Origin of the sequence: Kitasatospora sp. NPDC098652 (genome assembly GCF_044760155.1) — a bacterium.
Taxonomy (GTDB): domain Bacteria; phylum Actinomycetota; class Actinomycetes; order Streptomycetales; family Streptomycetaceae; genus Kitasatospora.
The window spans coordinates 845,993-872,495 of record NZ_JBIWAQ010000001.1 but is presented as its reverse complement, the minus strand read 5'-3'; the positions used below and the strand labels follow the sequence as shown (position 1 = coordinate 872,495).

Sequence of the window (26,503 nt, the reverse complement as noted above, 5' to 3'; positions counted from 1 at the left end):
GCGGTTCAGGGGCGGTCAGTTGGCGCGGCCCGGGCGGGTCACACCTCCTGCCAGAGGGCGGGCACGATCGGCGGCTCCCAGCCGACCTGGGCGGTGTGGCCCTGGACGCAGCGGTAGCTGACGCCGTTGTAGGTGACGACGTCCCCGGCCTGGTAGGTGGTGCCGGGGGTCCAGGCGTTGCCGGGGTCGGGGGTTCCGCTGCCGACGACCAGGGTGAAGCTGGTGGTGTGGGTGGCGGAGCCGGTTCCGGTGACGGTGATGCTGTAGGTGCCGGCCGCCGTGTTCGCCGCGGTGGCGACGGTCATGGTGGCGGAGGCGCCGGACTGGACGGAGGAGGGGTTGAAGGAGACGGTGACGCCGGCCGGGGCGCCGGAGGCGGTCAGGTTGACCGTCTGGGCGGAGCCGGAGGTGGTGGCGGTGGCGACGGTGGCCGTGGCGGAGGCGCCGGGCTTGACGGTGGCGGTGGCCGGGTTCACCGAGACGGAGAAGTCGTTGGCCGGGGTGGTGCCGCCGACCGAGGTCTTCCAGATGGTGTAGGCCACGCCGTTGGCGTTGCGCTTGAGCACGGTGGCGTCGACGTTGGAGGTGGTGTCGCAGGACTGGTGGTAGCAGGAGTCGTAGGACTGCCCGGCCGAGCCGCCCCACTTGGCGGCCTGCGCGGAGGTCTTGACGGCACTGGCGCCGGCCGCGTAGCCGGAGGTCGGGATGCCGGCCTGCTGGAAGGAGTAGTCGTCGGAGCGGCCCTGGCCCTCGACGTTCTCCTCGGGTTGGAGGTTGAGCGAGTCCCAGTAGGCCTTCATCGGCGCGGAGGCCGCGGAGGTGAGGTTGTTGATGAAGTAGCCGGCGTTGGGCGAGCCGACCATGTCGAAGTTGTAGTAGGCCTTGATCGCGGAGCGCTGGGTCGAGCCCAGCTGGCCGACGTAGTACTGGGAGCCCTGGAGGCCCTGCTCCTCACCGGTCCACCAGGCGAAGCGGAGGTGCCGGGTGAGGGTGGGGTTCTGCTGGGCGAGCGCGAGGGCGTTCTCCAGCAGGACGGCGGAGCCGGAGCCGTTGTCGTTGATGCCGGGGCCGGCCGAGACGCTGTCCAGGTGGGCGCCGAGCATGGTGACCTGGTCGGACGGGCCGCCGGGCCAGTCGGCGATCAGGTTGTTGGACTGGTAGCTGCAGGAGGTGCAGGTCTGCTCGCTGACCTGGAAGCCGGCCGCCTGGAGCTTCCCCTTGATGTACGCCACCGACTGGCTGTGGCCGGCGCTGCCCGCCCGGCGGTTGCCGCCGTTCTGGTTGGCGATGGTGTTCAGCTGGGCCAGGTCGGCCTGGACCTTGGCCACGTCGATGTCCGGGGCGGGCCCGCCGGGCGTGCCGCCGCCGACGGTCAGGGTGTACTGGGCGGTGTGGGTGGCCGCGCCGGCGGTGCCGGTCACGGTGATCACGTAGGTGCCGGCGGGGGCGCCGGAGGAGGCGGACAGGGTCAGCGTCGCGGAGCCGCCGGTCTGCACGGAGGAGGGGCTGAGCGTCGCGGTGACCCCGGTCGGGGCGCCGGTGGCGGTCAGGTTGACGGTCTGCGCGGTGCCGGAGGTGACGGCGGTGGAGACCGTCGCGGTGGTCGACGAGCCGGGCTGGACGGAGCCGGCGGCCGGGCCGAGCGCGAGCGAGAAGTCGTTGTTGCCGGACGGCGTGCAGGTCGGGTCGCCGCTCTGCGCGGGCACGCTGACGGCGTCCCAGGCGGCCTTGGTGCGGTTGTAGAAGGTGCAGCTCGGGTCGAGGTTCTTGGCCGCGGTCAGGGTGGTGGTGCGGTAGCGCTTGTAGGTCATGCCGCTGGTCTTGAGCAGCATGCCGCCGTACCAGACCTGGCCGGCCTGCTTGACGCCGATGCCGGTGACGCTGGAGTTGTTGCAGGTCGGGCTGTTGGGCTTGCCGCCGCCCGGGTTGGAGCCGTTGGACAGCAGGTAGAACCAGTGGTTCAGCGGTCCGGCGGCCGCGTGCACCTCGGTGCTCGGGATCGAGGAGGAGTAGCAGTTCGGGTCGTTGTTGACCAGCGAGGGCTGGTACAGGCTGCGGATCGGGCCCTGGCCGACCAGGTTGATCACGCGCCCGACCTGGTAGTCGGGGTAGTCGTACGGCGCGGGCTCGTTGTTGTACTCCTTGGTGAGCGCGCCGAAGATGTCGCCGGTGCCCTCGCCGAGGCCGTTCTCGTTGTTGGCGCCGCCGGGGGTGTACTGGTCGATGCCGTGGCCGAACTCGTGGCCGACCACGTCCTGGGCGGCTATCCACTCGCCGGCCTGGTTGTGGCCGATCGAGACGGAGCTGCCGTCCCAGTAGGCGTTGACGTCGTTGAGGCCCATCTTGATCGGCCAGCTGCGGCCGTTGCCGTCGTGGCCGTTGCGGCCGAGCCAGTCGCGGAGCATGTCCCATTCCTTCTGGGCCGCCCACATCGCGTCGCCGCAGCCGGTCTCCCGGCTGGACGGGTTGCCGTTGCCCCAGGAGTCGGAGGACTTGGTGAACACCTGGCCGGTGTCGTTGTCGGAGCAGGACAGGCCGGGCCGGCTCGGGTCGCGCAGGGCGTACGAGCCGCCGGAACTGGTGGTGCTGATGGTCAGCGGGCCGGGGCCGTTCCACTTGCTGTTGACGGTGCCGGCCGCTACGTCGTCGTAGCTGTCGACGACCTCGCCGGTGGCGGCGTCGACGAAGACGTGCAGGTGGCTGGGCGCGGTCTCGGTGCGGCCCTTGAGCACGGTCTCCCAGGCGAGCCGGCCGGCGCCGTCCTTGACCCGGACGACCAGGCGGCGGGACTCGACCTGGTCGACGACGGGCAGCTTGGTCCGCGCGGTCTTCTCCGCGTTGGCCGCGCTGATCTGCGGGGTGATCGAGCCGCCGACCGGCCCGGTGGCGGCCGACTGGAGGCCGCGCACGGTGCCCCTGCCGTCGGCGAGTACCACGGCGTCGCCGCCGACCACGGGCAGACCGCGGTAACTGCGTTCGTAGGAGACGGAGTAGAGGCCGTTCAGCCAGGGGGTGACGGCCTTGCGCTCGTAGGTCTCGCCCGGTCCCTTGGCCAGTGCGTCGGTGCCGGCCGCGGCGGCCGCGTCGGCGGCGTTCACGGCGGCGGCCAGGGCGCTGGGTGGTGCGGGGGAGGGGGTGGGCGCGGCGGTGGCCGTCCCGGCGGTGGCGCCGATCAGGCCGGCCAGTACGGTCAGGGTGGTCGCCGTGGTGAGCAACCGCCCTGGGGAAACTCTGCGTTGCATCGACGCTCCTCGCGAGTGGGGGTCCTCGACCGCGGACGGAAGGGGCTGGTGGCGCACCGCGGGCCGCTTCTTGGGGGACGGCCGTGCGGGCCGTCCGCGCTCGGGTGCCCGAACACTCACATGGCGTCATGCCCGGGTCAATGGCTGGTGCAGGCTCTGCATAGGGTTGGCAAATTCCGTCAAGGTGCGGGTGCCGTTTCGCGTCAAGCTGGGCTTTCCCGCCAGTGGTTGAGACCACCTCATGTACGGGACGGGGAGCCATCGAGTACCGTCCTCCTCGTCGGACTCGTCCCAGGGCCCCGTGTCGGGGGCGTACAGGGGGAGGACAGCCGTGCACCGGAACCGTTCGGCCCAGGCCTCGCCCCCGGACGTCCAGCAGGCGGGCGCCTGGCGGGAGTTCGGCGCCCGGCTGCGGCACTGGCGGCGCCGGGCCGGACTGACCCAGGCGCAGCTCGGCGCGGGCATCGGCTACGACCACACCGCGGTCAGCAAGATCGAGCACGGTTCCCGTCGGGTCGCTCCCAGGATGGCCGAGCGGATCGACGAACTACTGGGCGCTGGTGGTGAGTTGGTGGCAGCCTGCCTGCACGCCGAGACCGCCGGACTGCCGCTGCCGGCCCCCTTCACCCCCGGCCTGCTCCGGCCGCCGCTGCCCGGCGGGGTGCCGGACGGGCCCGCGTCCGTTCCCGGGTCCGCTCGCGGGCCCGTTCCCGGGTCCGCGTCCGCTCCCGGGTCCGTTCCCTTCGACCCGGTCCTGCTCGCCCCGGCCCGACTGCCGGACTACGGACTGCTCTGCCCGCTGCACGACGCCGAGGGCTGTGCCGTCCCACCGCCGAAAGAACTCGCCCTGCTGTACGACGAGTTCCGTACCGCCGACCCGGCCACCGCGCCGCCGCTGGACGCCGCCACCGCGCACGCCCTGGCCGGGCTGCTCGCGGCCCAGCTGCGGGCCGCCGAGACCGGCGCCCTGGCCGGGCTGGTCGCCGCCGTCGAACGCACCCTGCACGTGGTGCTCGCCCGGCTGGCCGTCGCGCCCGCCGCCCGGCGCCGCCCGCTGGCCCGACTGGCCGCCGAACACGCCCACGCCGCCGGGGCGTTGCGGATGCAGGACGGCCGCAACGCCACCGCCATGGCCTGCTTCGACCGGGCGCTCACCTGGGCCGGGCTGGCCGGGGACCGGGCCACCCAGGTCGGCACGCTCAGCGACCTCAGCATCCTGGCCCGGCTGGACGGTGACCCGGTGGCGGCGCTCGGCTACGCCCGGGAGATCGACCGGGTCGCCCCGGAGCGGCCCTGGGCCGGGGCGATGGGCCGGATCAGCCGGGCCCGGGCCCGGGCCCTGACCGGGGACGTGCGCGGCACCGTCCGCGAGATCGCGCTGGCCCGGGCGGACCTGGAGCACATCGACGCCCGGGACGAGGCGGACGTGCCGTGGCTGTCCATCGCCTCGATGCGGCTGCGGGTGGAGTCCGCCGCGGCCGCCGCGCTGCGCGACCTCGCCGCCGCGGTGGACGATCCCCGGCTGGCCCGGCGGGCGCTGGCGGCCACCGAGACCGCGCTCGGCCTGCTCGGTCCGACCCAGCTGCCGTCCAGCCGGCTGCTGTTCACCGTCCGGGCGGCCGACTGCCACGCCTGCGCCCACGATCCGCGGACGGCCGTGGACCTGCTGGCGCCCGCCCTGGAGTCGGTGCCGGTGGCCGCGCTGCCCGCGCTGGTCGGGCACGAGCTGCGCGGGCTGCGCGAGCGCCTCGCGCGGTACGGGCCGCGGGCCGCCGACCGGTTGGCGGAGCTGGCCGGGTCCTGAGCCCCCGACGGCCCCTCCATCCCCCTCCACCCCCCGCCGAGCGCCGGAGGGGGCGTGGGCGGCGGACCGTACGGGTATCGCGCGCGCTGTACTCCGGCCTATTCCGCACCGCCCCCGATTGCGCCCCGTTCACGCCCTCGATTTGTCAATTTCGTGCGCAGATCTTCCGCCGATCGGGTTATTCATGGCGTTAACACGTCGAATGACTGACCCCGTCAGCGTCTCCCGCTAGAGTCTCTGACGTTTCCGTTCGTTGGTCCGCGAATAACTAGGGGGAGCGTGCTGTCCGCCATCGCACGCCGGCTCGCCCATCCGCTGCTGCTCCTGGGGGTGTTGTGCACTGCCGTCGCGACACTGCGCTTCCACTGGGCGCCCGACCAGGTCTCCCCGCTCCTGCTGATCGCCGTCATCTGCTACCTGGCGGTGCTGGAACGGGTGATCCCGTACCGGACCGACTGGCATCCGAGCGGGCGTGAACTGCGGTGGTACGGCGTGTACTTCGTGCTGAGCATGGTGGGCGGCGGGCTGGCCCAGGGGTTGGTGTCCGCCCTGGTGGTGGCGCTCGGGCCGGCCCGTCCGGCGCTGCCCTTCGCGCTGGAGATCCCGCTCGCCCTGCTGATCGGCTCGCTCGGGGACTACCTGGTGCACCGCTGGTCGCACCGCAACCGCTGGCTCTGGCGGCTGCACGGCGTGCACCACGTGCCGGACAAGGTGAACGTCGCCAACAACGGCGTCAACCACTTCCTGGACGTGCTGTTCGCCCAGTCCGTGGTCCAACTTCTGCTGGCGATGATCGGATTCTCGGCGGATTCAGTGTTCGTGGTCGGAATATTCGTGATGGCGCAGGGGTATTTCGTCCACGCCAACATCGACGTCCGGATCGGCTGGCTGGGCCACGTCCTGGCCGGCCCGGAACTCCACCGCCTGCACCACAGCACCGACCTCGCCGAAGCCGGCCACTACGCCTCCGACCTCTCGCTGTGGGACCACGTGTTCGGGAGCTTCACCTGGCGGCCCGGTCGGATCCCGGAAGCCGTCGGCCTCACCGACCCGGCCGCGTTCCCGACCACCGGAGAACTCGGCGCCACCCTGCTGCACCCCTGGCGCCGGATGAAGACCACCGAGCAGTCCGTCTGACACCCACCGGCCCGGACCGTCGGGCCGGCCCGACGAGTCCCCGCCCGACGAGTCCCCGCCCGACGAGTCCCTGCCCGACGAGTTATTTCCGCCTCCGACGAGTTCCGCCGCACGAGTTCCACCCTTCGGCGAGTCCCCGCCCGACGACTCGCCGACCCGTTCCGTTCCGACCGGTCCCCGGCAGCCGCCCCTGCCCGTGCCCGCGCCGTCCCCGCCACCACCCTCGGATAGGACCATGACCACCTCGCCCTTCGCCGTGCCCTGCGAACGGATCGCGATCACCGGCATCGGCTGCCGCCTGCCGGGACACGCCAACGACCACCGGACCTACTGGCGCAACCTGATCGAGGGCCGGGACTGTCTCACCGACACCCCCGCCGACCGGTACGACACCGGCACCCTGGGCAGTCGGGACCGCGCCAAGCCGGGGCGGCTGATCGGCGGCCGGGGCGGCTACATCGACGGCTTCGACACCTTCGACCCAGCCTTCTTCGGGATCAGCCCCCGCGAGGCCGCCCACATGGACCCGCAGCAGCGCAAGCTCCTGGAGGTGAGCTGGGAGGCGCTGGAGGACGGCGGGCTGCGCCCCGGTGCGCTGGCCGGGCGGGACGTCGGCGTCTACATGGGCGCCTTCACCCTGGACTGGAAGATCCTCCAGTTCGCCGACCTGGACTTCACCACCATCGCCGCGCACACCGCCACCGGCACCATGATGACGATGGTGTCCAACCGGATCTCGCACTGCTTCGACTTCCGCGGCCCCAGCGTCTCGATCGACACCGCGTGCAGCTCCTCCCTGGTCGCGGTCCACCTGGCCTGCCAGAGCCTGCTCCGCGGTGAGACCGAACTCGCCCTGGCCGGCGGCGCCCTGCTGCACATGGCGCCGCAGTACACCATCGCCGAGACCAAGGGCGGCTTCCTCTCCGCCGACGGCCGCTCGCGCGCCTTCGACGCCTCCGCCGACGGCTACGTGCGGGCCGAGGGGGTCGGCGTGGTGGTGCTCAAGCGGCTCTCCGACGCGCTGCGCGACGGCGACCCGGTGCACGCCGTGATCCTCGGCACCGGCGTCAACCAGGACGGGCGCACCAACGGCATCACCGTCCCCAGCGCGGACGCCCAGGCCGCCCTGATCGAACGGGTCTGCGCCGGTGCCGGGGTGCTGCCCGGCAGCCTCCAGTACGTCGAGGCGCACGGCACCTCCACCCCGGTCGGCGACCCGATCGAGGCGGCCGCGCTCGGCCGGGTGCTCGGCATCGGCCGCCGCGAGGGGGAGCGCTGCTACGTCGGCTCGGTGAAGACCAACATCGGGCACACCGAGGCCGCCGCCGGGGTCGCCGGGCTGATCAAGACCGCGCTCGCCCTGCGGCACCGCCGGATCCCGCCGCACCTCAACCTGGAGCGGCCCAACCCGGCCATCGACCTGTCCGCGCTGCCCTTCGACATCCCGACCGCCCCGGTCGACTGGCCCGAGCACCAGGGGCCGGCCCGCGCGGGCGTCAACTCCTTCGGCTTCGGCGGCACCAACGCCCACGTCCTGCTGGAGGAACCGCCGCCGCCCGCCCCGGTCGCCCCCGCCCGGCGACCGGCCGTCACGGTGCTGCCACTGAGCACCCGGGACGCCGCCGGACTGCCCGAACTCGCCGCCGCCGTACGGCAGGAGCTCGCCGCAGGAGCCTGCCCGGCGGACCTCGGCCACACCCTGGCGCACCGCCGCGAGCACCTGCCCGAGCGGCTCGCCGTGGTGCACACCGGGCCCGCCGACCTGGCCGAGGCGCTGGCCGCCCACGAACGCGGCGAGGCCCACCCCCGGGTCGTCCGGGGCCTGGCCCGGGAGCGCGAACAGCGGCGCCTGGCCTGGGTGTTCACCGGCATGGGCCCGCAGTGGTGGGGGATGGGCCGGGGCCTGTACGAGAGCGAACCGGTCTACCGGGAGGCCGTCCGGGCGGTGGACGCCGAGATCCGCGCCCAGGCCGGCTGGTCCCTGCTGGAGGAACTCGGCCGGGACGAGGCCGACTCCCGGATGGCCGCGACCTGGCTCGCCCAGCCCGCCAACTTCGCCGTCCAACTGGGGCTCTCGGCGCTCTGGCACAGCCACGGCGTGCACCCCGACGCGGTGGTGGGCCACAGCACCGGGGAGGTCGCGGCCTTCCACGAGGCCGGGGTCTACGACCTGGCCGACGCCGTCCGGGTGGTGCTCGCCCGCAGCTCGCTCCAGCAGCGGCTGGCCGGGACGGGCTCGATGCTCGCCGTCGGCCTGCCGGAGGCCGAGGCGGAGCGGCGGATCCGCCCCTACCGCGACCTGGTCTCGCTCGGCGCCGTCAACAGCCCCTCCGCGGTGACCCTCGCCGGGGACACCGAGGCACTGCGCGAACTGGCCGCGGACCTCGAACAGCAGGGCGTCTTCGCCCGCCTGCTGGACGTCGAAGTCCCCTACCACAGCGTGCGGATGGACCCGATCCGGGCCGAACTGACCGCCGCCCTTGCCGGGATCGAGCCGCAGCGCGCCCGGCTGCCGCTCCACCTCACCGCCCGCGAGGGCCTGGCCCGGGGGCCCGAACTGGACGCCGGGTACTGGTGGGAGAACGTCCGCCACCCGGTGCGCTTCCGGGCCGCCGTCGAGCGGATGGCCGAGGACGGGCTCCGGCTGTTCCTGGAGATCGGCCCGCACCCGGTGCTCGGCCACGCGATCCGCGAGTGCGCCGAGCAGGCGCACACCCTGCCGTCGATCCGCCGGCAGCAGGACGAACCCGAGCGGATCGCCCGCACCCTGGCCGAACTCCACACCCTCGGCGTCGAGTTGAACTGGGACGCGCTGCACCCGGCCGGGCGCCCGGTGCCGCTGCCCGGCTACCCGTGGCGGCGCGAGCGCCACTGGGCCGAGCCCAAGCCGGTCGAGCAGGTCCGGCTCGGGCAGCTCGACCACCCGCTGCTCGGCCGCCGCACCGCCGCCGCCCAACCCACCTGGAGCACCGCGCTCGACCCGGAGCGGCTGCCCTACCTGGACGACCACCGGATCGAGGGCCGGGCGGTCTTCCCCGCCGCCGGGTACCTGGAGATGGCCGCCCAGGCCGTCCGCGCGCTGACCGGCGGCAGCCAGGTCGTCCTGGCCGAGGTCGAACTGCACCGGGCGCTGTTCCTCTCCGACACCGAACCCGTCCCCGTCCAACTCGGCTACGCCCCCGAGGACGCCCGCTTCACCATCGCCGCCACCCCGGCCGACGGCGAACCCACCGTGCACGCCAGCGGCCGGGTCCGCACCGGCCAGCGCCGCTCCTACGGCCCCGCCGCCGACCTCGACGCGCTGCGCGGGCAAGGGCAGCACCTCGACGGTCCGGACTGCTACCGGCGCCTGGCCGAGCGCGGCTACGACTACGGGCCGGCCTTCCGCGCCGTCGCCGAGGTCTGGACCGGGCCCGGCGAGGCGCTCGCCCGGATCCGCCCCACCGAACGGCTCGGCCCCGGCGCCGCCGACCACCAGCTCCACCCGGTGCTGCTCGACGCCTGCTTCCAGACCCTGCTCACCACCCGGCTGCACGCCCCCGAGGACGGCAGCGTCCGGCTGCCCGTCTCGATCGAGGAGGTCCGGCTCGACGCCATCGGCGACCGCCCGATCTGGGCGCACGCCACCGTCACCCGGGAGAGCGCCGAGGAACTCGTCGGCGACCTCGCCCTGTACGCCGAGGACGGCACCCCGCTCGGCCGGATCACCGGCTTCAAGGTCGCCGATGTCGCCCGGGCGGCCGCCTCGGTCGGCCTGGCCACCATCGACGGCTGGCTCACCGAACTCGCCTGGCAGGACGCCCCGGCCGCGCCGCAGGACGCCCCCACCGGTGACCTGCTGCTGTTCGCCGACGCGGGCGGCCTCGCCGAACGGCTGGCTGCCCTGGCCGTCGGGCGCGGCGCCCGCTGCCACCTCGTCCGGCCCGGCAGCTCGTACGCCACCGGGGACGGCGGGACCACCGTACGGCCCGACTCCACCGAGGACCTCGAGCGGCTGTTCGCCGAACTGGACCCGGCCCACCGGACCGTCGTCCACCTGTGGAACCTCGACCTGCCCACCCTCGACGACCTCGACCCCGGGCAGCTCGACCGGCTCGCCACCCACGGCGCCTACTCGCTGGTCACCCTCGCCCGGGCGCTGTCCACCGCCCGCCCCGACAGCCGGCTGCACATCGTCACCCGCGGCACCCAGGCCACCGGCCCGCAGGACCTGGTCGAACCGCTCGGCGCCCCCGCCTGGGGCATCGGCCGGGTGCTCTGGCAGCAGGAACTCGTCGCCCAGCGCGGCAGCCTGATCGACCTGGACCCGGCCCGGCCGGCCGCCGACCAGGCCGCGGACCTGCTCGCCGAACTCGCCGCCGACCGCCCGGCCGACGCCGAACAGGAACTCGCCCTGCGGGCCGGGCGCCGACTCACCAGCCGGCTGCGCCCCGCCGAGGGCCTCACCCGGCCGCTGCCGCCGGTGCTGCGCCCGGACGGCTGCTACCTGGTCACCGGCGCGTTCGGCGCGCTCGGCCGGCTGCTCTGCCGCACCCTGGTGCGGCGCGGCGCCCGGCGGCTGGTCCTGGTCGGCCGCACCGCCCTGCCGCCACGCGCCGACTGGCACGCCGTCGACCCCACGACGCCCGCCGGGGAGCGGATCGCCTTCCTGCGCGAACTGGAGGCGCTCGGCGCCGAACCGCTGATCGCCGCGGTGGACGTCACCGACGGGACGGCCCTCGCGGCCTGGCTCGCTGACCACCGCCGCCGCCAACTCCCGCCGATCCGCGGGGTGTTCCACCTCGCCGGACAGGTCAGGGACACCCTGCTGGCACAGATGGACCGGCCCGCCTTCGACGCCGGGTACGCCCCCAAGGTGGCCGGCGCCCAGCTGCTGCACCGGCTGCTCGCCGACGAACCGCTCGACCACTTCGTGCTGTTCGCCTCCGTCGCCTCGCTGCTCACCACCGCCGGACAGACCAACTACGCGGCCGGAAACGCCTTCCTGGACGCCCTCGCCCACCACCGCCGGGCCCAGGGCCGGCCCGCGCTCAGCCTGGACTGGGGGCCCTGGGCCACCGGCATGATCGAGGAACTCGGCCTGGTCGCCCACTACCGTGACGCCCGCGGCATGAGCTCGCTGCCCCCGGAGGCCGGCACCGCCGTCCTGGAGCGCGTCCTCGGACAGGACCACGCCCAGCTGCTGGTCGCCACCGTCGTCGACTGGCCCACCTTCCTCGCCTGGTACCCCGCCCCGCCGGCCCTGGTCGCCGAGCTCGCGGCCGGGGCCGCCGAACAGGCCCCGGCCGAGACCGGCGGCTTCCTGGACGGCTACCGCGCCGCCGACCCGCGGACCCGCCGACAGCTGGTCGCCGACCGGTTCACCGCGGCCGCCGCCGCCGTGCTGCGCACCGCCGCCGAGCGGATCACCCCCGACACCCGACTCGGCGCCCACGGCCTGGACTCGCTGCTCGCCATGGAGCTGCGCGCCCGGGTGCACGCCGAACTCGGCGTCGCCCTGCCGGTGGTGGCGCTGCTCAGCAACGGCAGCGTGGCCGACCTGGTCGAGCTGCTCACCGCCGGCCTGGCCGAACAGCTCGCCGCCGAGGGCGGCCCGGAGCACGCCGAGGTCGAACTCCACACCGACGAGGCCCGCTACCCGCTCACCCACAACCAGCAGGCCCTGTGGTTCCTGCGCCAGCTCCACCCGGACGGCTTCGCGTACAACATCGGCGGCGCGGTCGAGGTGCGCGCCGAACTCGACCCGGAGCTGATGTTCACCGCCTTCGCCTTCCTGGTCGCCCGGCACCCCGGACTGCGCGCCGCCTTCACCGCCGAGCAGGGCCGTCCCGTCCAGCGGATCCGCAGCGAAGTCGTCGCCGACACCGCGCTGTTCGACGTCGAGGGCCGCCCCTGGGAGGAGATCCACGCGCTGATCGTCCGGGAGTACCGGCGGCCGTACGACCTGGCCGAGGATCCGCTGGTGCGGCTGCGGCTGTTCCGACGCGGACCGGACCGCTGGGTGCTGATGAAGGCCGTCCACCACATCGTCTCGGACGCCATCTCGACCTTCACCTTCATCGAGGAGCTGTTCGAGGTCTACCAGGCGCTGCGCAGCGGCCGCACCCCCGAACTGCCCCCGGTGGCCGCCCGCTACCTGGACTTCCTCAACCACCAGAACCGGTTCCTGGCCGGGCCGCAGGCGCAGCGGATGCTCGACTACTGGCGCGGCCACCTGCCCGCCGAGATGCCGGTGCTGGCGCTGCCCACCGACAAGCCGCGCCCGGCCGTGCAGACCCACAACGGGGCCTCCGAGTTCTTCCGGATCGACGAGGAACTGACCGGCCGGGTGCACGAGTTGGCCCGGGCGCACGGCGCCACCCCGTTCATGGTGCTGCTCGGCGCCTACTACCTGCTGCTGCACCGGTGGTCCGGGCAGCCGGACATCGTGGTCGGCAGCCCCGTCACCGGCCGCACCCAGGAGGAGTTCGCCGCCGTCTACGGGTACTTCGTCAACCCGCTGCCGCTGCGCGTGAGCCTGGCCGGGGAGCCGACCGTCACCGAACTGCTGGCCCGGGTGCGGGAGAGCGTGCTCGGCGGGCTGGACAACCAGGAGTACCCCTTCCCGCTGCTGGTGGAGCAGTTGGGCCTCCAGCACGATCCGAGCCGCTCCGCGGTGTTCCAGGCGATGTTCATCCTGCTCACCCACAAGGTCGCCGTGGAGCGCTTCGGCTTCCGCCTGGAGTACATCGAACTCCCCGAGGAGGAAGGGCAGTTCGACCTGACCCTGTCCGCCTACGAGGACCGCGCGGACGGCTGCTTCCACTGCGTCCTCAAGTACAACTCCGACCTCTTCGAGCCCGGTACGGTGCAGCGCCTCGCCGCCCACTACCGCAACCTGCTGGACGCCATGACCCGGGCCCCGGAGGGCGAGCCGGTCGGCCGGCTGCGGATGCTGGACGCGGCCGAACGGCGGCTCGTGCTTGAGGAGTTCAGCGGCGCCGCCCGGCGGATCGACCACGACGTGCCGCTGCCCGAGCTGATCGCCAAGGCCGCCGCCGAGCACCCGGAGGCCGTCGCGGTGGTCGCCCCGGGCCGGGACGCCGTCCGGCGGCTGAGCTACGGCGAACTGGACCGGCGCTCCCAGCGCGCCGCCGCCAGGCTGCGCGAACTCGGCGCCGGGGAGGGCTCGGTGGTCGCGGTCTGTCTGGACAAGTCGCCCGAGCTGGTCACCACCCTGCTGGCGGTCTGGCGGGCCGGCGCCGCTTACCTGCCGCTCGACCCCGGGCACCCGGCGGACCGGCTGGCGCACCAGCTGGCCGACGCCGGAGCGGCCCTGGTCGTGGTCGACGAGCGGTACCGGGCCGCCGCCGACCTGCCCGCCCGGCCGGTCACCCCGGCCGACCTGGACCGGCCCGCCGCCGCTGCCGGGCCGCTGCCCGCCGCCGACCCGGACCGGCCCGCGTACCTGATCCACACCTCCGGCTCCACCGGGCGGCCCAAGGGCGTCCTGGTCCAGCACCGGCAGCTGGCCGCCGCCACGGCGGGCTGGCGGGCCGAGTACCGCCTGGACACCGAGGCCCGGGTGCACCTCCAGATGGCCGGCACCGCCTTCGACGTGTTCACCGGCGACCTCGCCCGGGCCCTCGGCACCGGCGGCACCCTCGTCCTGGTCGACCGCGAACTGCTCTTCGACACCGCCCGGCTGTACCGGGTGATGCGCGAAGAGGCCGTGGACTGCGGCGAGTTCGTGCCCGCGGTGGCCCGCGCCCTGCTGGCCCACTGCGAACGCGAAGGCCTGCGACTGGACTTCCTGCGGCTGCTGGTGGTCGGCTCCGACTCCTGGAAGGCCGCCGAACACCACCGGCTGCGCGCGCTGTGCGGCCCGGCCACCCGGCTGGTCAACTCCTACGGCCTGACCGAGGCCACCGTGGACAGCAGCTACTACGAGGGGGACGCCGAGGAGCTGGAACCGGGCCGGATGGTCCCGATCGGGCGGCCCTTCCCGAACAGCGCGCTGTACGTCCTGGACCGCTACGGCGAGCCCGTCCCCGCCGGGGTGCCCGGCGAACTGTGGATCGGCGGCGCGGGCGTCGCGGTCGGCTACCCGAACGACCCGGTCCAGACCGACCAGCGGTTCCGGGTGCTGGACCTGGACGGCACGCCCCGGCGGCTCTACCGCACCGGCGACCTCGGCCGCTGGGACACCGCCGGCACCGCCCACCTGCTCGGCCGGATCGACAACCAGGTCAAGGTGCGCGGCCACCGGATCGAGCCGGGCGAGATCGAGGCCCACCTCACCGCCCGGCCCGAGGTCGCCGAGGCCTGTGTGACGGTCCGCCAGGACGGCGCGGGCGAAGCGGCCCTGGCCGCCTACCTGGTGCCCGCCGAGGGCGTCACGCTCGACCGCCGCGAACTGCGCCGCCACCTCGCCGAACACCTGCCCACCGTGATGATCCCCTCCTACCTCACCGAACTGCCCGCCCTGCCGCTCACCCCGAACGGCAAGGTCGACCTCGCCGCCCTGCCCGAGCCCGCCGCCGACACCGGCGGCGCGCGCCACGAACCGCCCGTCACCCTCTACGAGCAGCGGGTCGCCGCGCACTGGCAGCAGCTGCTCGGGGTGCCCGAAGTCGGACTCCAGCACGACTTCTTCGAGCTCGGCGGCAGCTCCATCCGGCTGATCGAGCTGATCCACCACCTGCAGACCGAGTTCAACATCAGCATCCCGGTCGGCCTGCTGTTCAAGGTCACCACCCTGCACGGCATGGCCCGCACCGTCGAGCAGATCATCACCGGCGAGGTGGCCGGCGGCCAGCCCCACCTGTGGTTCAACGCCGAAGCGCCCGAAGGCCGTACGGTCTTCTGCTTCCCGCCCGCGGGCGGCCACGGACTGGTCTACCGGCAGCTCGCCGCGGCCCTGCCCGGCCACCGGATCGCCGCCTTCAACTACCTGACCGGCGACGACAAGACCGAGCGCTACGCCGACCTGGTCGAGGAACTGCACCCGGCCGGTCCGTACCGGCTGCTCGGCTACTCGCTCGGCGGCAACCTCGCCTTCGAGGTGGCCAAGGAGCTGGAACGGCGCGGGAGCAGCGTCGAATCGGTGCTGCTGGTGGACGCCTACCGGGTCCTGGACGCCTTCGACCTGGGCGAGGAGCACGTGGCCGTCTTCGAGCGGGAGCTCCGGGACCACCTGCACCGCCACACCGGCTCCCGGATCGTCGCCCAGGAGACCCTGCAACAGGCCAGGGACTACCTGGAGTTCTGCAGCCGGACCCCCAACAGCGGCAGCGTCCGGGCCCGGCTGGACGTGGTCTGCGAGCGCGACCGGCTGTCCGTCCACACGGGCGGCGAACCCGGCTCCTGGCACGGCGCCTCCATCACCGGAACCGCCGTGCACGTCGGCCACGGCAGCCACGCCGAGATGCTGGACGGCGAGTTCGCCGCCCGCAACGCCGAACTGGCCGCCGCCGTCCTGGCCGGAGGCACCGCCGATGGCCGCTGACCGCGGGCCGGACTGGCCCCGCCGGGAGCGCACCGCCGCCGGCCCGCCCCGGGTGATCGTGATCGGGGCCGGCCTGGCCGGCCTCGCCACCGGCTGCTACGCGCAGATGAGCGGGCTGGAGACCCGGATCCTGGAGAAGCACGTGCTGCCCGGCGGCTGCTGCACCGCGTGGTCCCGGCAGGGCTACCTCTTCGACTACTGCATCGACTGGCTGATCGGCACCGCCGAAGGCACCGGCGCCCACCAGGTCTGGCGTGAACTCGGCGCCCTGGACGGCAAGTCGGTGACCCACTTCGACACCTTCAACCGGGTCGTCGACGAGCACGGCCGGGCCGTCACCTTCCACACCGACCCGGACCGCCTGGAGGCCCACCTGCTGGCCCTCGCCCCCGGCGACGCCGCGCCGATCCGGGCCTTCTGCCGCGACCTGCGCCGCTTCGTCGCCCTCGACCTGCCCTGGGACCTCACCCCGCCGCCGCTGCGCAGCACCGCCGAACGGCTGCGCACCCTGCGCACCGTGCTGCCCGCCTTCCGGCTGTTCTGGCGCACCGCGGCCACCCCGATGAGCCGGTTCGCCGAGCGCTTCCAGGACCCCCTGCTGCGCCGGGCCTTCCCCACCATGTTCCTCCAGGAGCCGGCCGGCTTCCCGCTGCTGCCCTACCTCTACACCCTGGCGGCCGCCCACACCGGCAACGCGGGCTTCCCGCAGGGCGGTTCACTCGGGCTGGCCCGCTCGGTGGAGCAGCGGTACACCCGGCTCGGCGGGATGATCGACTACCGCTGCCGGGTGGACCGGATCCTGATCGAGGACGACCGCGCCGTCGGCGTCGAACTGCGGGACGGCACCCGGTACTTCGCCGACCACGTGGTGGCCGCCTGCGACGGACCGACGGTGCTCGACCGGCTGCTGCGCGGCCGCTACTCCAGCCCCGTCACCGACCGGCTGTACGGCGAGCTGCTGGAGAAGCCCGGCAACCTCTACCCGGCGGTGGTCTCCGCCTTCGTCGGGCTGGACGGGCCGCTGCCCGAGGGCGAACCGCACTGCACCACCTACCTGTTGAGCCCGGCGGACGCCGCCCGGCTGCCCGGTTCGCTCCAGCGGAGCCTGGTGGTGCAGCTGCGCTCGAACTACGCGGAGGGCTTCGCGCCGCCCGGCAAGTCCGTGCTGCACTGCACCTACTTCAGCGACTACCGGTCCTGGAAGGAGCTGCGGATCCGCGACCGCCGGGCCTACCGGGCGCGCAAGCAGGAAGTCGCCGCGTTCGTCCGGGAGTTCCTGGACCGCGTCCACCCCGGGCTCGGCGCCCGGATCGAACTGGTCGACGTCGCCTCGCCGGTGACCACCGAGCGGTTCACCGGCAACACCGGCGGCTCCATCCTCGCCTGGCAGGCCTTCTCCGAGGCCGAGGACGCGGCCAACCGCCTGGTCAACCGGGACCGGATGCGCCTGCCCGGCCTGGCCGGATTCTCCATGGCCGGTCAGTGGGCCTCGCTCGGCGGCCTGATCCGGGCCGCCACCAGCGGCCGGTACGCCGCCCAGTACCTGTGCCGGGAGTTCGGCCGGCCGTTCCGGGCCTGGCCCAGCGACGACCGCGAACCCTGGCACCCGGGCAAGTGGGGCAGGCTGCCGCAACTCGACCGGGCCACCGTCGGAGCACCGGACCGGGAGGCGGACGAATGAGCGGCAGGCAGAGCATGGTCATCATCGGCGGCGGCCTCGGCGGCCTGTCCACCGGCTGCTACGCGCAGATGAACGGCTACCGCAGCCAGGTCCTGGAGATGCACGAACTGCCCGGCGGCTGCTGCACCGCCTGGGACCGCGGCGAGTTCACCTTCGACTGCTGCGTCAGCTGGCTGCTGGGCAGCGGCCCGGGCAACGAGATGCACCGGATCTGGCTCGAGCTCGGCGCCCTCCAGGGCAAGCGGATGCGCAACTTCGACGTGTTCAACGTGGTGCGCACCAGGGACGGCCGGGCGGTGCGCTTCTACTCCGACCCGGACCGGCTGGAGGCCCACCTGCTGGACCTCGCTCCCGAGGACGCCCGGCAGATCCGGCAGTTCTGCGCCGGCCTGCGCAAGTTCCGGGTGGCGCTGACCCGTTACCCCTTCCTCAAGCCGGTCGGGCTGATGGGCCGGTGGGAGCGCTGGCGGATGCTCGCCTCCTTCCTGCCGTACTTCAACGTGATCCGGCGCTCCATCTCGGTGCTGATGAGCGACTACTCGGCGCGGTTCCGCAGCCCGCTGCTGCGCGAGGCGTTCAACTTTGTCCTGTACGAGAAGCACCCCAACTTCCCGGTGCTGCCGACGTACTTCCAACTCGCCTCGCACGCCGGGCAGTCCGCCGGGGTGCCGGAGGGCGGCTCGCTCGGGCTGGCGCGCTCGGTCGAGCAGCGCTACCGGCGGCTCGGCGGCGAGATCACGTACAACGCCAAGGTCACCGAGATCCTGGTCGAGCGGGACACCGCCGTCGGGGTGCGGCTGAGCGACGGGCGCGAGGTGCGGGCGGACGTGGTGGTGGCCGCCTGCGACGGGCGCACCACCATGCTGGACCTGCTCAAGGGCCGGTACCTGAACGACACCTACCGTCGGCTGTACACCAAGACGCTGACCGAGCCGGGCATGGTCTTCCCCGGCTACCTCACCGTCTTCCTCGGCCTGCGCACGCCGTTTCCGGCCGGCGACCCGTGCACCACCTACCTGCTGGAGGAGGAGTTCGCGGCCCGGCTCACCGGCATCCGGCACCCCAGCATCAACATCCAGTTCCGCAGCCGGCACTACCCCGAGCTGTCGCCCGCCGGGACCACCGTCGTCTACGCCAGTTACTTCTGCGACATCGCCCCGTGGCGGGCTCTGAGCACCGGCCCCGAGCAGGCCGTCCGGCTGCGGCGCGGCGAGGAGCTGCACACCCTGCCGGTCGGCCGGGGCCGGGAGTACCAGCGGGAGAAGCGCCGGGTGCGGGACGCCGTCATCGAGTTCCTGGACGGCCACCACCCCGGGCTGCGGGAGGCGGTGGCCGTCAAGGACGTCTCCACCCCGCTCACCCAGGTCCGCTACACCGGCAACTACGACGGCACGGTGCTCGGCTGGCAGCCCTTCGTGGAGGGCGGGGAGACCCTGGAGGAGGAGATCAAGCGCAACGGCCCCGGGCTGCCGGGCCTGGCCAACTTCTACCTCTCCGGCGTCTGGGCGACCACCGGCGGGCTGATCCGCGCGGCCGCCGCCGGCCGGCACGTCGTCCAGTTCATCTGCCGCGACGACGGCCGGCCGTTCACCGCCGAGGTGGACGACCACGCTCCGCCACCCATCCTGATCACCGACCCGGTCGGCCCCGACGACCGGCACTTTGGAGTCACTTCGTGAGCCAGACCGTGAACGAGTACGCCGGGACCGCAGAGGCCGTGACGACCGCCGGGAAGGTGCGGATCGAGAAGTGGGTCGTCCGGGCCCATGTGGACGGGGTGCCGGACGTGGAGCGGATGTACGAGAAGGTCGTCGAGGAGGTGGACGTCCGGCTCGCCGAGGACGAGATGCTGCTGCGTACCCGCTGGGTGTCGGTCGACCCGTACCTCCAGGGCATCGCGCTGGACACCCCGGTCGGCGACCACATGGGCGCCGACTCGATCATGGAGGTGGTGCAGGCCGGCCCCGCCGCGCGGTTCGCCGTCGGGGACCTGGTGCAGGGCTTCGGCGGCTGGCGCAGCCACGTGATCGGCAACGGCGCGTCCTGGCTCTGGCAGACCGGCACCTTCCCGATGGTCTTCCCGGCCTTCCGTCGGCTGGACCTCGCCGACTACGACGAGCAGCTGCCGGTCACCACCGCGCTGGGCCTGCTCGGCGGCCCCGGGATGACCGCCTGGGGGACGGTGGAGAAGTTCCTGGACGTACGCCCCGGGCTGACGGTGCTGGTCAGCGGGGCCAGCGGCGCCGTCGGCTCGGTGGTCGGCCAGCTCGCCCGGCAGCGCGGCGCCCGGGTGATCGGCACCACCGCGACCCCGGCGAAGGCCGCCCGGCTGCGGGAGCTGGGCTTCGAGGCGGTGCTGGAGTACCGCGACGGGGACGACCCGGAGCGGCTGGCCAAGGAACTGGCCGAACTCGCCCCGGACGGCATCGACCGCTACTTCGACAGCCTGGGCGGCACGCTCACCGACACGGTGTTCGGGATGCTCTCGGTGGACAGCCGGGTCGCGGTCTGCTGGCAGTGGGGCAGCCAGGTCGGCGGCGCCTGGACGGGCCCCCGGCTGCTGCCGATGATCATGTTCCCGCGCACCGTGATCCGTGGCATCTTCGCGCTGGAGTGGTTCACCGAGGAGAACTGGGCCGCGCTGCGCCGGGACCTCGGCGCCCTGGTGCGCCGCGGGGAACTGCGCTACCAGCAGACCGTCCACCAGGGCTTCGACAGCATCCCGGCCGCCTACCGCAGCCTGTACGTCGACCGGTCGGCGAGCCGGGGGAAGGTGCTGGTCGAGCTGTGAGCGGGACCGGAAGGGCCCCTCGGCCTGGCGGGGCCGAGGGGCCGGTCTGTGGGGTTGCGAGGCTGTGGGTCTGCGGGTCAGCCCAGGGTGAGCCAGGTGCTGCGGGACTTCTTCCACTCCGGGTGGGTGAGGTCCTTGGCGTCGGTGCCGTCGCCGTAGAGGTCGGCGGAGCCGTTGTCGGTGATCAGCTGGACGCGGGCGCCCGGGGCGTCGAGGTCCGGCAGGTCCGGGGCGGCCTCCCAGGCGCCGGCGTCGCCGGTGGGCAGGTCGAGCAGCTTCACCGGTTCGGAGACCGGCCGGCCGTCCCAGCGGTAGAGCGCGTACGGGGCGGAGTTGTCCTCGGCCGCCCAGGAGCCCGCCACGATCACGTACTGGCCGAGGGCGTTGCGGCGCAGGTCGCGGACGGACAGGCCGCCGAGGTCCAGCTCGATCGGCTCGCCGATGGTCGCGTGGGTGCCCGAACCGTCGAACAGGGACGAGAAGTTGGTGACCGGCACCAGCAGCGCCCGGCCGCCGGTGACCGCCGGGGTGAGCGGGGCGCGGAAGCCCACGTACGCGGTGGTGGAGCTGCCCGGGGCGAACTCCAGGCCCTCGACGTTGAACCCGTCGACCTGCTTGGGCGCCTGGCCCTCGGCGGCGCCGGCCGCGAAGCCGTAGCGGTCGCCGTGGGCGCTGTCCCAGGCGATCAGGTCGTCACGCAAGCCCTGGTAGGAACCGGTCAGCGACAGCTGGGTGTCGGCGCCGGAGCCGGTCACCCTGGTGGTGAACAGGGTGTGCCGGTCGGGCTTGACCTTGCCGTCCTTGTTGTTGCCCAGCGAGCCCGTCCAGTAGATCGTGTCGCCGACCCGCGCGGCGGCCTCGATGTCGATCTCCTTGCTGACGCCGAGCGCCGAGCTGAAGTCCCAGCTGCGCACCGCGGCACCGGAGTTGGCGCGGTCGTAGAGCCGCAGGGTGTTGGACTCGTCGTCGCCGACCAGGAGGTAGCCGCCGCCCGCGTCCACGGCGGCCGAGGCGTCGCTGGAGCCCGTCAGGTAGCGGCTCGCGGCGGAGTCCCGGACGGCGGCCGAGGCGGCGTAGTGCAGGGTGCGGGTGGCGGTCTTGCCGCCCAGCCCGGTCACCTTGACGGTCAGGTCGGTGTAGCCGACGCCCCGGGCGGCGACCGCCAGGGTGCGGGTGGCGCCGCCGCCGGTGACCGTCACGTCGCCGGTCCGGGCCACCGAAGCCTTGGTGCTGGCCGAGGCCGCGACCGTCAGCGCCGAGGCGGGGGCGCCGCTCTGGGCGACCGTGACGCCCACCGTCGGGTCGCCGGTGGCGCCCACCGCGCCGGACAGGTAGCCGGCGGAGAAGGTGATCGTCGGAGTGCCGTACGAGGCGGCGGCGGAGGGCACCGCCGGGAGGGCGAGCACCGGGACCGCCGCGACGGCGACGGCCAGCGGCAGCAGACGGCGGGTTGGGAGGAGCACGGTGACAGCCCTTCGACGCAGGGGAGTTGGCGCGGGGAAGTTGGCGCGGGGGAGTTGGGGTGGGGAAGCTGGCGCGGGGAAGTTGGCGCGGGGAAAGTTGGGGCGGAGCAAGCCTGCTGTGCGTGGGCGAACGCCGACCCTACGTCAGCGAACGGTACGACGAACAGCAGGCTTCCGGCCCGGTTCCGTGGACTTCGAAGCGCGGCGTCAGCCGGAGATCCCGGCCGCGCGCAGCCGGCGCTCGACCTCCTCCCAGGTCGGGGTGACCGGGGCGGTCGGGCGGCTGCCCATGCCCTTGTCCTTGAAGCCGCTGGAGGTGGAGACGCAGACCACCGGGCCGTCCGCCGGGGCGTCGGCGCCGAGGCTGCGCAGCCCCGCCAGGCCGGCCGCCGCGGACAGCTCGGTCCACAGCCCGGCCCGGGACAGCTCCCGCTGGGCGTCGGTGAGTTGGCGGTCGTCCACGGTCAGCGCGGCGCCGCCGCTCCCGTTCACCGCCAGTACGCCGCGGTAGCCGCTCACCGGGGAGGCGATCGAGTACGCGTTGCTCGGGCCGACCGTCACGTGCGCCGCCGGGGCGCCCTCGGCGATCGCCCGGTGCAGCGGCCCGGAGGCCGCCGACTCGCAGGCGTAGATCCGCGGCACCCGGTCGGCCAGGCCCAGCCGGCGCAGCTCGGTGAAGCCCTTCCAGACGCCGTAGAGCAGCTCGCCGTACCCGGTGGGGACGAACACCGCGCTCGGCACGCCGACGTCCTGGAAGATCTCGTACGCGACGGTCTTGTAGCCCTCGGGGCCGAAGGCGTGGCCGGTGTGGGTGGTCGTCAGGTTGCTGACCGGGTGCAGGCCGAAGCGCTCCACCACCTGCCGCAGCAGCGGCCAGCGGGCCTCCCACGGGACGGGCAGCACCACGGCGCCGTAGGCGTTGAGGAAGGCGTCCACGGCGGGCGGGGTGTCCGGGCCGGTGAACACCACGCAGGGCAGCCCGGCGCGGGCGGCGTAGGCCGCCGCCGAGGCGCCGTGGTTGCCCGAGGAGGCCACCGCGACGCCGGGCGCGCCGACGCCGACGGCGGCGCTGGTGGTGCAGCGGTTCAGCCGGTCCTTGTGGCTCCAGGTCGGATTGCGGGACTCGTCCTTGACGTACACGCCCGGTCCGAGCTCGACCAGCGGGGTGGCGCCCTCGCCGAGGCCGGGGGCGAGCAGCGGGGGCAGCAGCGGGGCCCAGCGCTCCAGGCCGCCGCGGGTCTGCACGGGCGCGAACAGGGTCTCCGGGTCGGCCTTGTCGTAGGCGTAGTCGACCTCGACGGGGTAGGAGACGTCCTCCGTGCTGGTGCGCGGGCAGCCCGAGGTCAGCGGCGGCCAGAGGGGGTAGTCGAGGGTGGGGTCGCCGAGCGAGCGCTGGCCGGTTGCGAGGGAGTCCGAGGTTGCCATGTAAGCAGCCTAGGTGGCTTTCGGGTGCTACCGGGCGGGTTTTTGAATCCTGTTCGGCAGGGGACACTCACGGGGTGCCGAACCTCGGGCGTCGGGCGCCCGAGGTCGGACAGGAGTCGGGAGGCGAGATGGACAGCGGGATACGGGCGATGGTCGACGCGGTCGACGAGGCGCGGCGGCAGCTGCGGGAGAACGCGCTGCCGAAGGCGCGGGACAACGGGCGGGACAAGGTCCCGGCGGCGGAGGAGGCTCAGCTGTTGGGATCGCTGGCCGCGCTGGTCGACGCTGCGGGGGAGCTGGCCGCCGCGATGACCGCCCGCATCAACACCCCGGACACCCGTAAGACCTACCGGCTTGCGGGCAAGCGGCTCTGCGACGAGGCGGGCCACCTGAGAGGCGATCAGCGGGACGCGGCCAAGCGGGTCGAATGAGCACCGCCGGTGCCCCCGTGTGAGGGGGCACCGGCGGCCGTTCGTCCCGGCTCAGCGGTGGGTGGTGAACTGCACCACCTGCTGGTAGGTCGGGCGGTTCTGCCAGGTGGTCTTCGCGTCCGTCACCCCGCCCAGTGGCCGCTGGATGATGGTGTCGGCGCACCACTGGTCGCCCGCCGTGCAGTCCGCGTCGCCCGGGTAGACCTGGGCCGGGGTCTGGGCGGCGGCCTTGGCCAGGGTGGTCAGCAGCACGGTGCGGCAGGCCGTGAGGTCGCCGCCGCCGCAGAACGGGCGGGCCAGCGGGCCGGCCACCGGGTCGCCGAGGACGGCCCGCAGGTCCTTGTCCAGATAGCTCCACCAGCCGTACTGGAAGGCCGAACCCTTGTGCGGGATAGCCTCGTTGGCGCTCACCGGGCCGCCGCCGGTGGCGCCGGTCTGGCCGCCGGAGGGCGACTCGTTGATCTGCAGCGCACCGGTCAGCGCCGAGAACAGCTGATCGCCGAGCCCCGGCCGCATGACGCCGTCGGCGACCAGCGGCCACCAGGCGTCCATCACCCGGATCGCGGTCGCGTCCGCGTAGGCGTGGCTGCCCGCGGCGGTCTCCTTGCGCTGGGCGCCGTCGGCGAGCCAGGCCTCCAGCTGCTGGAGGGCGGTGGCGGCGGCCGGGTCGGTGACCGGGGCGCTGCGCAGCACCCGGATCAGGTCGGGCAGCACGTCCTCGGCCCGCAGGTCGGCCAGGGCGGCGCCCTCCATGGCCTGGGTGAGGGTGACCCGGCTCGCCTTGCCGCCGCCCTGGAGCAGCGCCTTGACCCGGTCGTCGAGCAGGTTGGCGCGGTGCACCGAGCCGTTGCCGAAGCCGGCGGCCGTGTAGCCGTCCGCCTGCTTGTTGTTCCAGGAGACGTAGTAGTCCTGGTTGACGGACTGCGGGTGCTCGGCCGGCGGGGTGTACCGGGCGGTGTTGGTGGCCGGGTCGAAGTCGGCCCACTCGTAGGCGGGTCGGGCGAGTACGGGTAGTCCGGCGTCCACCCCGGGGGCGCGCACCGGGTTGCTGCCGGAGTTGTAGTAGGCGATGTCGCGGGAGTCGGCGTAGAACCAGTTGAAGGTGTAGTTGATGTCCTGCGCGGCCCGCTGGAAGCTCGGCGCGTCGTGCACGGCGCCGGGGTCGTTCAACTCCTGGAAGCCGATGATGGAATCGGCCTCGTGGCGGTAGGTGGAGCGCAGCGAGGTGAAGGCGACGGGCGCCCCGCCGACGGTGCCGCGGGCCGTCACCAGGCCGTAGTTGGAGCGGTACATCACCAGGGTGTAGGAGCCGGCCGGGGTGGAGTCGGCGGTGGTCGGGCTCCAGGCGTCCTTGCGCTCCAGCCGGTCGAAGGGCAGGCACTGCCCGTGCCAGAGGTAGGAGTTGGCGGCGGTGGTGACCGGCGAGCCGTCGGTGGTGCAGAGCGGGACGGCGTAGGTGTCGGTGATGTCCTGCCCGGCCGAGGTGGCGCTCCAGGCGTAGTCCTGGCCGCGGCCGAGCTGCACGTAGAAGCTGAGGCCCGCGAAGGCCGCGCCGCGGGCGCTGATGCCGGGGCCCTGGATCTCCTCCAGCATCAGCAACTGCGGGGCGAAGTACCCGGTTTGGGGGCCGAACACGGCGACCGGGTGGCCGTCGTCGGTGTGCGCGCCGGAGACCAGCAGGGCGTTGGACATGCCGTGCTTGGCGGTGAGCAGGTTGCCCGGCAGGACGCCGTCCGCCTTCGTGGTCGCGGAGTTCGCCGAGCCGGTGGCGTCGTAGACCACCTTCTCCGGCACCACCGAGCCCGGGTCCGGCAGGGCCTGGCCCTGCGGGGCGTCCGGCACCGTGGCGTACGGGAAGCTCTGGCCGTCGTGCAGGGTGCGGACGGCCTCCGGGTCGTCGGACTCGCGCAGGGACTTCCACAGCGCGTCCCCGGCGTCCTTGCCGTACCGGGCCTCGGCGGCCGACCTCACCTGGGCGGAGGCGAGTTCACCGCCGCCGCCGGCGCCGAACAGCGCGCCGACCACGGAGGCCAGGGCGACCAGGTCGGTCAGCTTGAACGGCTCGATCGAACCGGCGTTGGTGATCGGGTCGATGTGGCCGGTGAGGTCGTACTCGCCGGGGAAGGTCCGGGCGTTGTACGCCTGGCTCGCGTACTGGTTGATGCCGTCCAGGTACGCGGTGGCGTCCGCGAGCGCCTGGGTGGCCCGGCCGCCGCGGGCGGCGAGCGCGTCGATCTGCTGCTGCAACTCGGCCTCGGTGTACGGGGCGGCCTGCCAGAAGCTCTGCTCCAGCTGCCGGTTGGCGGCCGCGCCGCCTGCGAAGCCGGACAGCTGGCCGCGGCCGACGTGCCGGAACAGGTCCATCACCCAGAGCCGGTCCTGCGCGGCGGCGTAGCCCGCGCCGAACTCGGTGCCGTAGCGGGTGGTGCCGCTGATGTGGGGGACACCGGTGGCCTTGTCGCGCACGATCGTCACGTCCGGGCGGGGGCTGACGGTACTGGCCACCTGGTCGGCGGGGACGCCGAAGGAGGCGTCGTTGAAGAAGTTCCGCAACCCGGCCTCGGTCAGCCCCGGGTAGCCGGAGGCGAGGGCCGAGTACGGGCCGAGCTGGTCGTCGGTGTGCGCGGGGCGGCTGCCGAACATCCGGTTGAGCAGGATCTCGGCGAGGGTGGCGTTGCCGTTCTCGCCGGGCGGGAGGATGTCGGTGCAGTGGCCGCCGCAGTAGTCGGGGGCGGCGGCCGGGGTGGGGGCGGCGGTGGCGGGCGCGGTCAGGGCGGCGGTCACGAACAGGGCCGACGCGAGCGCGACGGCCGCGAGCCGGAGGGGGTGGGGGCGGCGGGTGCGTGGGGGCAAGGCGAGCTCCTCCGTCGAAGCCACGGGGAGTCGACGGTAGGGGTGCTACTGGCCGGTTGGCTAGTGCCGTGCATGCCATTTCGCGGGTGATGCAACGGAGTTGGGGGACGGTGAGAGACGTTGGGGAGCCTTGGGCCGCGGGGCGAGGGAGCGGATGGCCTCCGGCGGGAACGGATGTCGGTGGGGTCG

The 26,503-nt window shown here is 73.7% G+C and carries 11 protein-coding genes; 7 read left to right on the top strand and 4 right to left on the bottom strand.

Annotated elements, in window-relative coordinates; genetic code table 11:
- Positions 1 to 38 precede the first annotated feature (38 nt).
- The gene (locus ACIQWA_RS03665; RefSeq protein ID WP_402477620.1) at positions 39 to 3,242 is read right to left on the bottom strand and encodes a M28 family peptidase; all 3,204 of its coding nucleotides are present in this window, start codon (positions 3,240 to 3,242) and stop codon (positions 39 to 41) included.
- Positions 3,243 to 3,573: 331 nt separating this feature from the next.
- Between ACIQWA_RS03665 and ACIQWA_RS03660 the strand changes: the two genes are divergently transcribed.
- The 6 genes from ACIQWA_RS03660 (at position 3,574) to ACIQWA_RS03635 (ending at position 20,142) form a co-directional block, all read left to right on the top strand.
- Entirely contained in the window at positions 3,574 to 5,046 is a 1,473-nt protein-coding gene (locus tag ACIQWA_RS03660; protein WP_402477617.1) for a helix-turn-helix domain-containing protein, read from the top strand.
- A gap of 264 nt (positions 5,047 to 5,310) precedes the next feature.
- The gene (locus ACIQWA_RS03655; protein ID WP_402477891.1) at positions 5,311 to 6,183 is read left to right on the top strand and encodes a sterol desaturase family protein; all 873 of its coding nucleotides are present in this window, start codon (positions 5,311 to 5,313) and stop codon (positions 6,181 to 6,183) included.
- A gap of 235 nt (positions 6,184 to 6,418) precedes the next feature.
- Complete coding sequence (locus ACIQWA_RS03650) at positions 6,419 to 15,670, top strand: amino acid adenylation domain-containing protein (RefSeq protein WP_402477614.1); 9,252 nt, start codon at positions 6,419 to 6,421, stop codon at positions 15,668 to 15,670.
- Positions 15,660 to 17,351, top strand: a complete 1,692-nt coding sequence (locus ACIQWA_RS03645; RefSeq protein WP_402477611.1) for a phytoene desaturase family protein — start codon at positions 15,660 to 15,662, stop codon at positions 17,349 to 17,351. Before ACIQWA_RS03650 ends, ACIQWA_RS03645 begins: the two co-directional genes overlap by 11 nt.
- Before the next feature lie 14 nt (positions 17,352 to 17,365).
- Positions 17,366 to 19,030, top strand: a complete 1,665-nt coding sequence (locus tag ACIQWA_RS03640) for an NAD(P)/FAD-dependent oxidoreductase (RefSeq protein ID WP_360235611.1) — start codon at positions 17,366 to 17,368, stop codon at positions 19,028 to 19,030.
- Positions 19,031 to 19,086: 56 nt separating this feature from the next.
- The gene (locus ACIQWA_RS03635) at positions 19,087 to 20,142 is read left to right on the top strand and encodes a zinc-binding dehydrogenase (RefSeq protein ID WP_402477889.1); all 1,056 of its coding nucleotides are present in this window, start codon (positions 19,087 to 19,089) and stop codon (positions 20,140 to 20,142) included.
- Between the two features lie 77 nt (positions 20,143 to 20,219).
- On the opposite strand, the gene ACIQWA_RS03630 is transcribed toward ACIQWA_RS03635, so the two are convergent.
- Together ACIQWA_RS03630 and ACIQWA_RS03625 are read right to left on the bottom strand one after the other, a co-directional pair.
- Complete coding sequence (locus tag ACIQWA_RS03630) at positions 20,220 to 21,575, bottom strand: hypothetical protein (protein WP_402477887.1); 1,356 nt, start codon at positions 21,573 to 21,575, stop codon at positions 20,220 to 20,222.
- A 237-nt stretch (positions 21,576 to 21,812) separates the two neighbouring features.
- The gene (locus ACIQWA_RS03625) at positions 21,813 to 23,030 is read right to left on the bottom strand and encodes a pyridoxal-phosphate dependent enzyme (RefSeq protein ID WP_402477608.1); all 1,218 of its coding nucleotides are present in this window, start codon (positions 23,028 to 23,030) and stop codon (positions 21,813 to 21,815) included.
- A 128-nt stretch (positions 23,031 to 23,158) separates the two neighbouring features.
- Here ACIQWA_RS03625 and ACIQWA_RS03620 point away from each other — a divergent pair, with 128 nt between their 5' ends.
- A complete protein-coding gene (locus tag ACIQWA_RS03620; RefSeq protein ID WP_402477605.1) occupies positions 23,159 to 23,461 on the top strand; it encodes a hypothetical protein in 303 nt (100 codons plus the stop codon).
- Between the two features lie 51 nt (positions 23,462 to 23,512).
- Here the strand turns inward: ACIQWA_RS03620 and ACIQWA_RS03615 are convergent, their stop codons facing one another.
- Positions 23,513 to 26,314, bottom strand: a complete 2,802-nt coding sequence (locus ACIQWA_RS03615) for a penicillin acylase family protein (protein ID WP_402477602.1) — start codon at positions 26,312 to 26,314, stop codon at positions 23,513 to 23,515.
- Between the last annotated feature and the right edge of the window lie 189 nt (positions 26,315 to 26,503).